This is a genomic window from Neobacillus sp. Fa239 (genome assembly GCF_055395235.1).
The window spans coordinates 732,939-747,412 of the sequence record NZ_AP041611.1; the positions used below are offsets into that span (position 1 = coordinate 732,939).

Annotated in this window: 18 protein-coding genes, 1 pseudogene and 1 riboswitch; of the genes and pseudogenes, 12 read left to right on the top strand and 7 right to left on the bottom strand. The window is 40.6% G+C overall.

The genetic code is table 11. The features are described 5' to 3' along the window. Positions 1-41: 41 nt before the first annotated feature. Together argH and ACZ5XR_RS03395 are read left to right on the top strand one after the other, a co-directional pair. A complete protein-coding gene (argH, locus tag ACZ5XR_RS03390; protein WP_464500300.1) occupies positions 42-1,418 on the top strand; it encodes an argininosuccinate lyase in 1,377 nt (458 codons plus the stop codon). Between the two features lie 156 nt (positions 1,419-1,574). Further along, a riboswitch (SAM riboswitch) is annotated at positions 1,575-1,686 on the top strand. Between the two features lie 666 nt (positions 1,687-2,352). After that, the gene (locus tag ACZ5XR_RS03395; protein ID WP_464500301.1) at positions 2,353-3,609 is read left to right on the top strand and encodes a homoserine dehydrogenase; all 1,257 of its coding nucleotides are present in this window, start codon (positions 2,353-2,355) and stop codon (positions 3,607-3,609) included. Between the two features lie 276 nt (positions 3,610-3,885). Here ACZ5XR_RS03395 and ACZ5XR_RS03400 read toward each other — a convergent pair whose 3' ends face one another. Beyond that, positions 3,886-4,074, bottom strand: coding sequence for a YfhD family protein (locus ACZ5XR_RS03400; RefSeq protein WP_464500302.1), 189 nt, complete (start codon positions 4,072-4,074; stop codon positions 3,886-3,888). A gap of 99 nt (positions 4,075-4,173) precedes the next feature. Beyond that, positions 4,174-4,308: a YfhE family protein gene (locus tag ACZ5XR_RS03405; protein ID WP_464500303.1), complete on the bottom strand. Its 135-nt coding sequence runs from the start codon at positions 4,306-4,308 to the stop codon at positions 4,174-4,176. 168 nt (positions 4,309-4,476) lie between these two features. On the opposite strand from ACZ5XR_RS03405, the gene recX reads away from it, so the two are divergent. Then, the gene (gene recX / locus ACZ5XR_RS03410) at positions 4,477-5,286 is read left to right on the top strand and encodes a recombination regulator RecX (protein ID WP_464500304.1); all 810 of its coding nucleotides are present in this window, start codon (positions 4,477-4,479) and stop codon (positions 5,284-5,286) included. 9 nt (positions 5,287-5,295) lie between these two features. On the opposite strand, the gene ACZ5XR_RS03415 is transcribed toward recX, so the two are convergent. Further along, positions 5,296-5,973, bottom strand: a complete 678-nt coding sequence (locus ACZ5XR_RS03415) for an SDR family NAD(P)-dependent oxidoreductase (RefSeq protein ID WP_464500305.1) — start codon at positions 5,971-5,973, stop codon at positions 5,296-5,298. 97 nt (positions 5,974-6,070) lie between these two features. Between ACZ5XR_RS03415 and ACZ5XR_RS03420 the strand changes: the two genes are divergently transcribed. Continuing rightward, complete coding sequence (locus tag ACZ5XR_RS03420; protein ID WP_464500306.1) at positions 6,071-6,406, top strand: YfhH family protein; 336 nt, start codon at positions 6,071-6,073, stop codon at positions 6,404-6,406. 24 nt (positions 6,407-6,430) lie between these two features. Here ACZ5XR_RS03420 and ACZ5XR_RS03425 read toward each other — a convergent pair whose 3' ends face one another. The 3 genes from ACZ5XR_RS03425 to ACZ5XR_RS03435 all read right to left on the bottom strand — a co-directional run bounded on the left by ACZ5XR_RS03425 (position 6,431) and on the right by ACZ5XR_RS03435 (position 7,945). Further along, positions 6,431-6,574 (bottom strand): YpzG family protein, encoded by a 144-nt coding sequence (locus ACZ5XR_RS03425; protein ID WP_464500307.1) that lies wholly within the window; start codon positions 6,572-6,574, stop codon positions 6,431-6,433. Positions 6,575-6,592: 18 nt separating this feature from the next. Then, a complete protein-coding gene (locus tag ACZ5XR_RS03430; RefSeq protein ID WP_464500308.1) occupies positions 6,593-6,766 on the bottom strand; it encodes a small, acid-soluble spore protein K in 174 nt (57 codons plus the stop codon). Between the two features lie 198 nt (positions 6,767-6,964). Continuing rightward, on the bottom strand, positions 6,965-7,945 hold the full coding sequence (locus ACZ5XR_RS03435) for a metal-dependent hydrolase (protein WP_464500309.1): 981 nt from the start codon (positions 7,943-7,945) through the stop codon (positions 6,965-6,967). A gap of 122 nt (positions 7,946-8,067) precedes the next feature. Here ACZ5XR_RS03435 and mutY point away from each other — a divergent pair, with 122 nt between their 5' ends. Beyond that, positions 8,068-9,168, top strand: coding sequence for an A/G-specific adenine glycosylase (mutY, locus tag ACZ5XR_RS03440; RefSeq protein WP_464500310.1), 1,101 nt, complete (start codon positions 8,068-8,070; stop codon positions 9,166-9,168). Positions 9,169-9,187: 19 nt separating this feature from the next. On the opposite strand, the gene ACZ5XR_RS03445 is transcribed toward mutY, so the two are convergent. Next, a complete protein-coding gene (locus ACZ5XR_RS03445) occupies positions 9,188-9,379 on the bottom strand; it encodes a hypothetical protein (RefSeq protein ID WP_464500311.1) in 192 nt (63 codons plus the stop codon). Between the two features lie 118 nt (positions 9,380-9,497). Between ACZ5XR_RS03445 and fabL the strand changes: the two genes are divergently transcribed. The 7 genes and pseudogenes from fabL (at position 9,498) to ACZ5XR_RS03480 (ending at position 14,418) form a co-directional block, all read left to right on the top strand. Beyond that, entirely contained in the window at positions 9,498-10,247 is a 750-nt protein-coding gene (gene fabL / locus ACZ5XR_RS03450; protein WP_464500312.1) for an enoyl-[acyl-carrier-protein] reductase FabL, read from the top strand. 63 nt (positions 10,248-10,310) lie between these two features. Next, positions 10,311-10,553, top strand: a complete 243-nt coding sequence (locus ACZ5XR_RS03455) for a gamma-type small acid-soluble spore protein (protein ID WP_464500313.1) — start codon at positions 10,311-10,313, stop codon at positions 10,551-10,553. Positions 10,554-10,699: 146 nt separating this feature from the next. After that, on the top strand, positions 10,700-10,942 hold the full coding sequence (locus ACZ5XR_RS03460) for a YgaB family protein (RefSeq protein ID WP_464500314.1): 243 nt from the start codon (positions 10,700-10,702) through the stop codon (positions 10,940-10,942). A 209-nt stretch (positions 10,943-11,151) separates the two neighbouring features. Next, the gene (ntdP, locus tag ACZ5XR_RS03465) at positions 11,152-11,682 is read left to right on the top strand and encodes a nucleoside tri-diphosphate phosphatase (protein WP_464500315.1); all 531 of its coding nucleotides are present in this window, start codon (positions 11,152-11,154) and stop codon (positions 11,680-11,682) included. A 73-nt stretch (positions 11,683-11,755) separates the two neighbouring features. Continuing rightward, positions 11,756-13,522: pseudogene (locus ACZ5XR_RS03470) on the top strand (ABC transporter ATP-binding protein). Positions 13,523-13,576: 54 nt separating this feature from the next. Next, complete coding sequence (locus ACZ5XR_RS03475) at positions 13,577-13,849, top strand: hypothetical protein (protein ID WP_464500316.1); 273 nt, start codon at positions 13,577-13,579, stop codon at positions 13,847-13,849. Next, positions 13,804-14,418 carry a hypothetical protein gene (locus ACZ5XR_RS03480; RefSeq protein WP_464500317.1) on the top strand — a complete coding sequence of 205 codons (615 nt, stop codon included), beginning with the start codon at positions 13,804-13,806 and terminating at the stop codon, positions 14,416-14,418. The genes ACZ5XR_RS03475 and ACZ5XR_RS03480 overlap by 46 nt, the downstream gene beginning before the upstream one ends. Positions 14,419-14,474: the final 56 nt, after the last annotated feature.

The window sequence follows — 14,474 nt, forward strand, 5'->3', positions numbered from 1 at the left end:
AAAAATTTTCGGGGGCCATTGTTCTTAAGGGGGAGCAGCAAATGTCTAAGCTTTGGGGCGGGCGTTTTACAAAGGAAACCAATAAACTAGTCGAGGAGTTTACCGCATCGATTTCATTTGACCAGAAACTGGCTTTAGAGGATATTGCCGGGAGTATGGCGCATGTTCAAATGTTAGGGGAATGCGGGATTATTCCTGTTGATGATGCCGATACGATTAAACAGGGCCTTCTATCCATTAAACAAATGGTCGAAGCTGGGGAAGTAGAGTTTTTAGTTGAAGATGAAGATATTCATATGAATATTGAAAAGCTGTTAATTGAAAAAATTGGACCAGTGGGCGGGAAGCTGCATACAGGACGCAGCCGAAACGACCAAGTTGCCACCGATATGCATATATATTTGCGCACGAAAACAACGGAGTTAATTAACCTTGTGGAGCATGTACAAAATGCTTTGCTTGGTCAGGCAATGGAGCATGTTGAAACATTAATCCCTGGCTATACACATCTGCAGCGTGCCCAGCCGGTTTCATTCGCTCATCATCTAATGGCCTACTTTTGGATGTTTGAGCGCGATAAAGAAAGATTAATCGATAGTTTAAAAAGAGTGAATTGGCTGCCGCTCGGTGCCGGTGCTCTGGCGGGAACTACGTTTCCAATCAATCGTGAACGGGTTGCAGAGCTATTAGGCTTTGAAACCATTTATCCAAACAGCATGGATGCGGTAAGTGACCGCGATTTTATTTTAGAGTTTCTCTCAATCGGCTCAATTATCATGACCCATATTTCCCGTTTTTCTGAAGAGCTTGTGATTTGGTCAAGCCAGGAATTCCAGTTTATTGAATTGGATGATTCCTTTTGCACCGGCTCAAGCATTATGCCACAGAAGAAAAATCCGGATGTGCCGGAATTGCTGAGAGGGAAAACAGGGCGCACATATGGAAATTTGATTGGGCTGCTAACGGTATTGAAAGGTTTGCCACTCGCTTATAATAAAGACCTGCAGGAAGATAAAGAAGGTATGTTTGATACGGTCGAAACATTAGAGGGATCCTTGAAATTATTGGCGCCGATGGTCGAAACGATGACGGTCAATAAAGCGGTCATGCGCAAAGCGATTAATCATGATTTCTCCAATGCCACCGATATTGCCGACTATTTAGTACGCAAAGGTCTGCCATTCCGCGATGCCCATGAGGTCATTGGAAAAATTGTATTATATGCCATTGGACAACAAAAATATTTGTTGGATTTGAGCTTTGAAGAATATAAGGAGTTTAGCCCGTTATTTGAAGAAGATATTTATGAGGTTTTAGCTCCGGAACATGTTGTAGCTGTTCGTAACAGTTTCGGTGGAACCGCACCGGAGCAGGTGCTGCTGCAAATTAAACTCGCAAAAGAAAAATTGGGAAAATAGAAAGATTAACAGAACCATTTTTGAGAAATGGTTCTGTTTTTTTAAAAATAGAACTACCATCATTGTGGCGAATTTTTAAAATATATTGACAGTTCAAAGTTTTTCATCTAAAATTCATTCATAACATGGAAAATGATAACAAGAATTTAATAAATACTCTTATCCAGAGCGGCGGAGGGACTAGGCCCGATGAAGCCCGGCAACCTTCAAGGTATTCCTTGAAAAGGTGCTAATTCCTGCAGGTTATTTTTAACCTGAAAGATAAGAGGAGGACCGCACCCTCTTCTTATCTGAAGAGGGTTTTTCTTTTTTCTAGCCATTATGGAAATTAGGTTAGAAATAGTGAATGTATAACAGTTGCCAAGTTGTTCTGGTTCCTATGTGACCGAAATGGTAATCAAGTAAGCAAGCGGTCATCTAGAAAGGCTCTAAGTGCCCGAAAAGGCAATCAATCAAAGCCCCCGGTCATGTAGAAGGGTTCTACGTGCCCGAAAAGACAAACAGTCAAAGCAAGCGGTCACGTAGAAAGGTTCTACGTGCCCGAAAAGGCAAACAGTCAAAGCAAGCGGTCACCTAGAAAGGTTCTACGTGCCCGAAAAGGCAAACAGTCAATGCCTCCGGTCACCTAGAAAGGCTCTACGTGCCCGAAAAGGCAAACAGTCAATGCCCCCGGTCACCTAGAAAGGTTCTACGTGCCCGAAAAGGCAAACAGTCAATGCCCCCGGTCACCTAGAAAGGTTCTACGTGCCCGAAAAGGCAATCAGTAAAGCCCCCGGTCATCTAGAAAGGTTCTATGTGCCCGAAAAGGCAATCAGGCAAAGCACCCGGTAAGGTAGAAGGGCCTACATGCCGTAAAAGTGAAACAACGAACAAATGATTTGGCCAAATTAAAACAAACTTCACAATAAAAATCTAACTAAAGGAGTGGTTGAAGGTGACAATTAGAGTGGCCATTTTAGGCTTTGGAACAGTGGGAGAGGGAGTCTATCGTACGATTCAAACACATGAAGAGCAGCTGAGAGCCATTTTAGGAAAGAAAGTAGAAGTGGCTGCGGTTCTGATCAAGAACAATCAGAAAGAAAGGAATATCGCCGAGGATGTTCTCATCACGACTGATTTTGAAGAAATATTGCGCCTGCCACAGCTTGATGTGGTTGTAGAAGCCATTGTTGGAAAGGATCCTACCTTTAGCTTTTTACAAAGGGCCATTCAAAAGGGCTGTCATATTATTTCAGCTAATAAAGAAATGTTTGCTCACTATGGAAAAAACCTATTGGAGCTTGCAAAAGAACATAACGTATCCGTCGGTTTTGAAGCAACCGTCGGCGGTGGAATCCCGATCATTCAAACCGTAAGGCAGCTTTTAAAAATAAATCGAGTAAATCAAATTCAAGGGATTATTAATGGAACCTCAAATTTTATTCTGACAGAAATGCGCGAGAAAAAGCAATCATTTGCAGATGCTCTAGCATTAGCGCAACAAAACGGTTTTGCAGAAGCCGATCCAACAAATGACGTAGAGGGCTTCGATGCTTTTTATAAATTAATGATCTTAAGCCGCATTGCCTTTGGGGCAGAACCGGATTGGCAGGAGGTTGAGCGGGAAGGGATTACCTCTATTACAAGTGAGCTCATTGAGGCAGCTGAAAAACTTGGATTACGGTTCAAGCATATTGCGAGTATTAGCAATGAGGGATCTCTGTTAAAAGGAACAGTAAGGCCTGTACTAGTGGGGAAGGCGCATCCTTTCTTCCCGGTAGAAGGTGTTGAAAATGCCTTAAATGTTCATACTGACATCGTAGGCAGAATTACGTTACAAGGGCCTGGTGCAGGAATGTTTCCAACCGCCAGTGCGGTGATCGAAGATTTAGTTTATGTCTGTCAAAACAAACACCATTATCAGAATACCACTCAAGCAAATGTAGATGTAGATATTGAAAATAGCTCAGAGAAAAATTTTTGGTTAATCCAAGGTGTTCAAAAGAATGTATTCCATTCAACAATCGTCCCTGTAGAGCAATTATCAAATGATATCTATTTAATTGAAGCTGGAAAAGGGGAAGTTCGTAATCTTGCTGAACGCAATCAAGGAATACATTATTTTGAAATAGAAGGAAGTTTTGAAAAATCCACCAATCATAATAAGGATTCGATAACTATTCCGTTAAAAAAGGCAGCAATTCTTTACTAAGAATTGCTGCTTTATTTCAATTTAATGAAAATTTACTTATTCATAAATATATCCACATCAAAAGTCCCATAAAATCAAGTATTCCACAGACATATCCACATTATCCACAGAAAAAACCGAAATTATCCACAAGTAGTTGCTAACAATACGGAATATTCTGTAAATCAATGTTTAAGACCCATAGCACAGCTTATTCACATTATCCACATTATCCACAGTTTGTCTGTGCAAAAAATAAAGAAGCAGAAAAAATTCCGCTTCTTCATTTTTTAATGATTATTTATTTCGATTCGTTTTTGCGCGCTGATTGGCTGCATTGGCGCGTGCTTGCGCTTCCAGATCCGCTTGATCTGCGAGCTCAGCTGAATACTCTTCATCGATTCCGTCTGATTTTAAATTCTTAGGTACTTGTGGAAGTGATGCTTTATTTTTATCACGATTATTCGATCCGCGTGAACGGCCCATTCCCTAAAACCCCTTTCCATGTTAACTTGCCAGGAGCCCTTTGCTCCCTTTATTAATTTTTGCAAAAAAGAAAGGGTCCATGAATGGAAAATACTTCTCTTACAGTTTTGTCTTTCTGTCAGTATAGCCTCCAGCACGGTCCGCCATTCTAAATTCACGCTGATATGTAACTTCTTGCATACTAGTTAGAGGATATTTACCTCTATCCTTGTCTTTTTTCTTCTTATCCGCCATTTTTGCTCATTCCTTTCAACTTTTTTAGTTAATCGTCATCAAGCTTAAGTGGTAAAAAACAAAGCACTTATGTACTTATTTCCATTTTTACCTTTTAAGAAAAGAATGATACTAAATTTTTAAGATATTTATTGAAAATCATGGTAAAGTAGTGTTGAGGTGAAGGAAATGGCCATCATTACAAAAATCACCACGCAGCAGAAAAATCAGGATCGCTATAATATCTTTATGGACTATGGAAAAGGTGAAGAATTTGCCTTTAGTGTGGATCAGGATGTTTTCATTAAATTTCAATTAAAAAAGGGGATGGAACTTGATGATTTTTCCTTCTTGGAAATCCAGTTTCAAGATGACATCCGAAAAGCCTATAATCTAGCTATCCATTATTTAGCGAAAAGAATGAGATCAGAAAAAGAAATCAAAGACTATTTACAACAAAAAGAAATGGAGGAGCCGATTATCCATGAAGTCCTCCATAAATTAAGTGCTCAAAAATATATCAATGATCATGATTACGCCTTCTCCTATGTACGAACACAGGTAAATACAACTGATAAAGGCCCGGATTTAATCCGAATGGAGTTGAAGGAAAAAGGAATTAGCGAAGAGCTCCTCAAGCTGTCACTTTCAGAGTATCCGTTTGACAACCAGGTTGAGAAGGCCACAAATCTGGCCAAAAAATTTTTCGAAAGAAATTCAAAGGATTCAAAGCGGATCATGCAGCAAAAGCTTGAAGGTATGCTGTTAAGGAAAGGTTACTCCTTTGACATAATTAATATCGCCCTAGCTGAAGCTGATGAGCATAAAGATGTGAATGAGGAAATGGACGCCATTCGATATCAGGGTGAAAAAATCCAACGGAAGTATCGCCAATTTAGTGGATATGAATATGTCATGAAGGTTAAGCAGGCATTGTACCGAAAAGGATTTTCCATGGATGTTATCGAAAATTACTTAGAAGAAATAGAAAAATCATGACGAAGGCCGTCATGATTTTTTGCTTTCGATGATAATCGACTGCTGATCGAGTTGTTCAAGAATGATTTCAGCAACCTCCCTTGGCGACCTAAGACGTGTAGGATCTTTAATGTGATCACTATTCCTCCAAAAAGGTGTATCCATACCGCCCATATAAACGGCAGTTATCGCAATTCCACTGTTTTCAAATTCCTTCTGCAGGCTTTCTGTAAATCCTCGAACGGCAAATTTGCTGGCCACGTATACAGCCTCGTTTACTTTTCCGCGTAAGCCAGCAGTAGAAACAATATTGATGATACGTCCCTCCGCTTTTTTTAATAAATGCGGTAACAATGCTTTGGTCAGTAGAATCGTCCCCAACACATTTGTATTCAACATTTCGGTAATTTGCTGTTCATCCATATCAATGAATGGGCCGAAATGCCCGACACCTGCATTGTTTATTAAGGCAAATATGGAATAGGAATTACAAATTTGTTTTATTTTTTCCTTAAGGTCGATAGCATTTTGTATATCTAATGAGACAATATCTGCCTTTCCGCCAATGGACTCAATTTCCTCCTTGGCTGCAGTTAATTTTTCAATAGATCTCCCTATTAAAAGAAGGTGAAAACCTTGTTGTGAAAATAGAACCGCTAATTCTTTTCCAAGCCCCGAACCAGCTCCGGTAATCATAATTGTTTTCATTGTGGACTTATCCCTTCTAAAAGTTCTTCCTTTATTAATCCTTCAAAAATAACTATACTAAAATAAAGAGGATAACGAAACAATGGGAGTGGGTTATATGCAACAGGAGAAGCGCTATAGTGCCATGACAGAGCATGAATTAAGACAGGAAATTGCTAAGCTTAAAGAGCAGGCAAGAAAAGCGGAGCAATTAGGAATGGTGAATGAATTTGCAGTTCTGGAAAGGAAGGCGGTTATGGCGAAAGCGTACCTTTTGAACCCTGAATCCTTTTCCCCGGGAGCAATTTACGAGCTTGAGGGAGATCCTGGCCAATATTTTAAAATTGATTACATCAATGGGGTTTTTGCATGGGGCTATCGTCTAAAGGGCGATGGCAAGGAAGAAGCTTTACCAATATCAATGTTAATGAATAAAAACAAACCAGAGAATTGAGTTTTCTCTGGTTTGTCATTTCTTCTAAGACTGCTTTCTGGTCTGGCGTTTTAAAATGATGAGGTCTTGGGTTTGCTGTGTCTCACCATTTATTTGAGAATGCTGATGTTTTGCACTAGCCCATGGTGTGGAAAAAGGTTTATTTTGAAAAAACTTTTGGTATCCCATGAGATGCCCTCCTTAAATTTAAAATAACTCTGGAGTATCATTTTCACGCTGACCAGAAGCGCGCATTCTTTCTTGTGGGTGTGTATTGATTGTGCCATTAGCCCTTTTTGAAGCATATTCTGCTTTGGCTCTTGGCTCGCCTTCAAGCTTGTTATTGTTTTGGTTTGGAAACCCTGTTTCTTTATTTCTCATGCTGTATGCCCTCCAGTAAAAGAAATGAGAAGAAACCGTGAGAAGCAAATCATCCTCAATGCTTACCACGTAACTTTAGTATTCGACAAATACGATGCTGTTATGTTATAAGAAAATGGCAATTTAATGAGGCTGCTTTATAAGAAAGGGTCAGACCCCACAATATCTAATTGATGTTGTGGGGTCTGACCCTTTTGATTACCCTGGCAGAATGCTTAATTTTTTCCGAAGTTTCTTTTCACTAAATACCCATCCGGTATACGAACTGATTCGCTTTAAGTCGCAGTCAAGCTGGACAACGGCAACAAATGGATAGTGGCCATTGCTTCGATAACGTAAATCAATAAACCTGACTTCATAAAAGTCATTGTATTCATCCACTTCCCAGCGGTAAACAGGAGAAAAGGAAAGGAATGCCGAAAGATTTTTGTCTTTTTTGGCTGCTTCAATGACAGGTGTTTCTGGTACTGGGACCCGGTTAAAGCGATCTAAAATTTCAACTTTTGTTTTCAACGCTTTGCCAACAAAGAATTGCTCCTCATTCATCGCAGCAATCCGCCATTTATGAAATCTCATCGTCGGAGCAATGATAATATCTGTAGCATCCGGAACGATTTTCCTGACCTCTGCCAAAACCTGTCTTTGTGCATGAAAGCGCAGGAAATAGTAGGCAATGATGATGATATACATACTTAAAAAAGTAGGACCGGGCTGCGCTCCAAACACCCAGATAAAAATTCCAACCACATGGATTCCAAATATAATCGGATCAAAGGTATTAATCACGCCCAAAGCGACCCATTTATTTGAGAATGGCCTTAGGGCTTGTGTACCGTAGGCATTAAAAATATCAACAAAAACATGAATGAAGACGGCAGCAAATGTCCATGCCCATAAATGAAGCAGATTGACAGTCGGGAAAAAGAGTGAAATGACAGCCAGTATGACGAGTGGCCATAGGATGACTGCTGGAATTGAATGGGTGACACCGCGATGATTCCGAATATAGATCGCATTATTTCTTAATTTTAATATCGTATCCACATCAGGGATTTGTGAGCCGGCGATTGTCGCAATTAACACACTGGTAGTAGCTGCGTGGCTGCTCGCTACTATGGGATCAAGCGTTGCAAGACCACCCAGAGCAATTCCCATCACAACATGAGTTCCGGTATCCAAAAGGACGTTCCTCCTTATTTTCATTCCTTGTCAAAAAGGAAAATATAGATTATCGTAAAAACAATGCATATTATTATATTCTCTCATTTCATGTTGTTTAACAAGCTGGAGGCCCAAAGTTAATGAAAAATGAATTAAAAAATATAGAGCAATTGGATATTGCTGCTTTTCAATATGATTTGATTTCCTGGTTTAAGGAAGAACAGCGTGACCTGCCGTGGCGTAAGGATCAGGACCCTTACAAAGTATGGGTCTCAGAAATCATGCTGCAGCAAACGAGAGTGGATACCGTTATTCCTTTTTTTAATCGTTTTATCGAATGGTTTCCAACAATTGAAGACCTTGCCGATGCAAATGAAGATCGAGTACTTAAAGCATGGGAAGGTCTAGGATATTACTCCAGAGTTCGTAATCTGCAATCAGCTGTTAAAGAAGTAAAAGAAAAATACAATGGGAAAGTCCCGAATACACCAAAAGAAATAGCTGACCTTAAGGGCGTGGGTCCTTATACGGCAGGAGCCATTTTAAGCATTGCATATGGAATCCCGGAACCTGCTGTTGATGGAAATGTCATGCGCGTTTTATCAAGAATTCTTTCTATCTGGGAAGACATTGCAAAACCTTCCACTAGAAAAATTTTTGAAACAGCAGTAAGGCAGTTAATCTCGCATGATGACCCATCTGCCTTTAATCAAGCATTAATGGAATTAGGGGCTCTAATCTGTACCCCAACCTCGCCCTCCTGTTTATTATGTCCGGTACGGGAGCACTGCCAAGCCTTCAATGAAGGTGTACAAACAGAGCTTCCCATCAAAACGAAAAAAACAAAGGTTCGCGATGTGGGGCTTGCTGCCAGTATCCTATTAGATCCATCGGGAAAAATTTTAATCCATAAACGGCCTGAAACTGGACTGTTAGCAAATCTCTGGGAGTTTCCGAATGTAGAAATTCATCATCCATTGCAAAGCGAACGAGCTCAATTGGCTGATCTCTTTTTGGAATCGATTGATGTGAAAATAAACCTTGAAAAAATGATTGGACAAATTGAACATGTTTTTTCTCATTTAATATGGAATATAAAGGTATACGTTGGTAAAATAACCTCTCAGGTACAGGAAACGAACGAGTGGAAACTGGTCTCATTAGAAGAAATAAACCAATACGCGTTTCCTGTTTCCTATCAAAAAATGCTCAAGATGTATCTCGATTTTCAAAAGAAATGAACGCAATGCGTTCATTTTTTTATTTTTTCAGCTGCTTAATCCCGCCACGATGTTCAATTTCTTCGATGATTTCCCGATGAATGGTTTGTCCCTCGCTATTTAAATAGGGAGCTATTTGCTGCAATGATTGATGGAAGAATGCAAGTTCATTGCTGTCCCAATCAGCCTTGGCCATCATGGAAAGTTCTGTCATATCACGTCCATTATACATGGGAGACATCCCCTTCTTTATTGATATGTAAACTTATTGTTTTGTTATGAATTGTCTTCTATACATGGAAAAGCTAAAATGATAACGATACATAAACAATAAAGGGGATTTAAAACAGATGACACAAAAAGTAGCATTAATAACTGGCAGCTCTAGAGGAATTGGAAAGGCGACCGCACTGAGGTTGGCTGAAGCCGGATATGACATAGTGATCAATTATGCAAGAAGTAAAAAAGGAGCCCTTGAAACAGCAGAACAAATTGAAGCGCTCGGCAGAAAGGTACTAGTAGTAAAAGCGAATGTAGGAGATGTCGATAAAATCAAAGATATGTTTAAACAGATTGAGGAGGAATTTGGACGTCTGGACATATTTGTGAATAATGCCGCTTCCGGGGTTCAGCGTCCGATTATGGAGCTTGAGGAAACACATTGGGACTGGACCTTAAATATAAATAGCAAAGCCTTATTGTTTTGCGCCCAAGAGGCAGCAAAGCTGATGGAGAAAAATGGCGGAGGCAAAATTGTCAGCATCAGCTCGCTAGGGTCCATTCGTTATTTAAAAAATTATACAGTTGTCGGGGTATCCAAAGCCGCTCTTGAAGCGTTAACCAGATACTTAGCAGTTGAACTGGCAGCAAAAAATATTGTTGTCAATGCTGTCTCGGGCGGCGCGGTAGATACCGAGGCATTAAAGCATTTTCCGAATCGTGAAGAGCTTCTTCAGGAAGCAAAGGATAAGACACCTGCGGGACGGATGGTTGATATCGAGGATATGGTTAATTGTGTTATGTTTCTGCTTTCAGAGCAGTCCAGCATGATTAGAGGACAAACCATCATTGTTGATGGTGGAATTTCATTACTCGTATAAGGAATTGTTATTTTGCCATAATTTTCATGCATAGTCACTCCCCCACAAGGATACATTAATCTCGTGGAGGTGATTACAGTGGCTAAATTCAATCAACAAGCTAATAAAACTTCAGCTGGAACAAACATTCAGGAAGTTAGACAAGCCAACGCTCAATCTGGAGCGGGAGCAGCAGGTGCTGCCGGTGCAGCCGGTGCATTCGGCACTGAATTTGCGAGCGAAACAAATGCTCAAGAGGTTAGACAACAAAACCAACAATCTCAAGCTCGCAAAAACCAAGGTTCTGGCCAATTCGGTCAAGAGTAATTAATCCTAAAAGCAGAAGGCGCTCTCAACCGACAGAGCGTCTTCTTTTTTCGACAAAAATTCTGGAAAGTTTACATAAATAGTCAAAGGAAAAATGCATTTGCTTGGGGAATACATAGTTAGTAAAAAAATAGGGCGGTGGGAATGTGGACCAATTTAACCGTTTAGTCTCCGAGCAAATTATTACGATGGAAAAATTATTAAATCTCCAGGCAGAGCTGGAGCGTTGTCTTGAAATAAAAAGAGAGCTGCAAAAATTACAGAAGGAAACTGAGCTTGAAAGCATTCAATTTGATATTGACCAAATGAAAAAAGAACTGGCTGAGATTCAGCAAATATTTGAAAAGCAAACAGAAGAGGTTATTCAAACTTATCAAATCAATGCCTAATTTACAGATTTTTTATTGAAAATCGGTGAAAATTTTTAAAAATGCATTATTTTTCCGTAAGAGTCATTGTTTTCAATGGCTCTATTGTTTTAAAATCCTTGTTCAACCGTTATAATAGTAGAAAATAGGAATTGTACTTTGTTACCTTTTGTCGTTTATTATTTGTAGGATAGGTTACAAAGCGTTCAGGAATGAAGGTAGGGGAGAACATGGGCGTACCCAATGAAGGAGAACCAATACAAATACATAGCTATAAACACAATGGGCACATCCATCGCGTCTGGGAAGAAACAACGGTATTAAAAGGGACCCAGAATTTGGTGATTGGCGGTAATGATCGGACGATCGTAACGGAGTCAGATGGAAGAACATGGGTTACAAGAGAACCGGCAATTTGTTACTTTCATTCCCAATATTGGTTCAATGTAATTGGCATGATCCGTGAGGACGGTATTTATTATTACTGTAATATAAGCTCTCCTTTTATTTTTGATGGGGAGGCACTCAAATATATTGATTATGACCTGGATATTAAAGTTTATCCTGATATGACTTTTAATTTATTAGATGAGGATGAATATGAACGCCACCGCCGCGAAATGAAATATCCAGAAGTTATTGACCAGATTTTGAAGCGAAATGTCGATAAGCTGATTCATTGGATTCGACAACGAAAAGGTCCGTTTTCACCGGATTTCATCGATATATGGTATGAACGATATCTGACATACAGACGTTAAAAGGTGCTGCGAAAATGTGAGGATGTTTCAAAACATCCTCTTTTGTTTGTAGAAAGAGGAAGAGGGGAATTTCTTGAGCAGTATACGCCGGTATCTTCAATTCGTAAAACCCTACCGAATACAAATTATAGGGACTGTTATTATAGGGATTATCAAATTTGGAATCCCGCTTATTATTCCCATGCTGATTAAGTATGTCGTGGATAACATTATCGGAAATCACACAATCTCCGTTCATGACAAGATCTCAAAATTACTGGTTATGATGGGTGTGATGATTGTAGTCTTCGTTATTCTGCGTCCTCCGATTGAATACTATCGACAATATTTTGCGCAATGGACCTCCAGTAAAATTCTTTATGATATTCGTGATACCTTGTATACACATATTCAAAAGCTTAGTTTTCGCTTTTATGCCAACACAAAGGCAGGGGAAGTTATTTCACGGATTATTAACGACGTTGAGCAAACGAAAACCTTCGTCATTTCAGGGTTGATGAATCTCTGGCTGGATATCTCAACCATTGTTATTGCCGTTGTTATTATGTTTACAATGAATATAAACCTTACAGTAGTATCCATTTTGCTGTTACCACTTTATGCGCTTTCAGTACGATACTTTTTTGGAAACCTGCGCAGATTTACGAGAATTCGTTCCCAAGCCCTTGCGGAGGTATAAAGCTATTTACATGAACGTGTTCAAGGTATGCCGGTGATTAAGAGTTTTGCTATCGAGGAATATGAACAAACTCGTTTTAATAAGGTGAATGGAAACTTTTTAGAAAAAGCCCTCCAGCACACCAGCTGGAACGCCAAGTCATTTGCGGCCGTAAATACCATCACGGATATCGCCCCATTACTTGTGATTGGCTACTCTGCCTATTTAGTCATTGTGCATCAACTTTCATTAGGAACCATGATTGCCTTTTTTGCTTATATTGATAAACTATACGATCCGTTAAGAAGATTGGTAAATTCCTCGACGACGATTACCCAATCCTTTGCCTCGATGGACCGGGTATTTGAATTAATGGATGAAAAATATGATATTGTTGACTCGCCTAATGCAAAGGAATGCGAAGGCGTTCAGGGGAATATTTCGTTTGAACAGGTTTCCTTTTCCTACAATGAGCGGGAAGAAAATGTGTTGAATAATATTAACTTAGATGTAAAAAAAGGAGAATCAATTGCCCTTGTCGGCATGAGCGGCGGCGGGAAATCGACGCTTGTCAGCTTAATTCCCAGGTTTTATGATGTCAGCAAAGGAAGAATTTTATTGGGTGATAAGGATATTCGTGAGGTAAAGATGCAAAGGTTGCGTGACAACATCGGGGTTGTTTTTCAAGACAATATTTTATTTAGTGATTCTGTCATGGAAAATATTCTGTTGGGGAAACCCGGAGCATCTGATGAAGAAGTATTTAACGCAGCAAAAGCAGCAAATGCCCATGAATTTATTTTGAATCTATCTGACGGCTACGATACTAGAGTAGGGGAAAGAGGTGTAAAGCTCTCAGGTGGACAGAAACAACGGATTGCTATTGCCCGAGTCTTCTTAAAAAATTCGCCCATTTTAATTTTGGATGAAGCAACATCTGCCTTGGATTTAGAAAGTGAGCATCTTATTCAAGGTTCACTTGAGGAGCTGGCAAAAGATCGAACCACATTTATCGTGGCGCACCGACTCTCGACGATCACCCATTCCAACCGAATTGTATTGATTGAGAACGGCCGAATTGCAGAAATAGGTTCACATGAAGAATTAATGGCCAAGCAAGGGAATTATTATAAATTATTTCAGATACAGCAGCTTGAACAAAAAGAAACCGAAAAAGCCTAAACTTATTGGTAGTCGCTAATATGGCGCAAAACAGGTCGAGATGTTGCATTGCCCGTGGAGGAGAAAAAAGAGCGTGGACGGTCCAAGCAGAGCGGTTGCATTACCCTTGGAGAAGATAAAAGAGTTGCCACGGTCCAAGCAGAGCGGTTGCATTGCCCGTGGAGGAGAAAAAAGAGCGTGGACGGTCCAAGCAGAACGGTTGCATTGCCCGTGGAAGAGAAAAAAGAGCGTGGACGGTCCAAGCAGAACGGTTGCATTGCCCGTGGAGGAGAAAAAAGAGCGTGGACGGTCCAAGCAGAGCGGTTGCATTACCCTTGGAGAAGATAAAAGAGCTGCCACGGTCCAAGCAAAGCGGTTGCATTGCCCGTGGAGGAGAAAAAAGAGCGTGGCCGGTCCAAGGAGAACGGTTGCATTGCCCGTGGAGGAGAAAAAAGAGCGTGGCCGGTCCAAGCAGAACGGTTGCATTGCCCGTGGAGGAGAAAAAAGAGCGTGGCCGGTCCAAGCAGAACGGTTGCATTGCCCGTGGAGGAGAAAAAAGAGCGTGGCCGGTTAAAGCAGAGCGGTTGCATTGCCCGTGGAGGAGAAAAAAGAGCGTGGACGGTCCAAGCAGAACGGTTGCATTGCCCGTGGAGAAGAAAAAAGAGCGTGGACGGTCCAAGCAGAGCGGTTGCATTGCCCGTGGAGGAGAAAAAAGAGCGTGGCCGGTTAAAGCAGAGCGGTTACATTGCCCGTGGAGAGAAAAAAAGGGCTGCCGCGGTCCAAGCAAAGCGGTTGCATTGCCCGTGGAGGAGAAAAAAGGGCTGCCGCGGTCAAAGCAGAGTCGGCGCATTACCCAAAAAAGGAATAGAGAGCTTGGATGGTCAATGCAAGCCAGTTCTATTCGCCAGATGATGTAAAAATTTCAAAAAAATGCACGCGACCTGAAATCGCGTGCATTTTTTGTTTACACTAT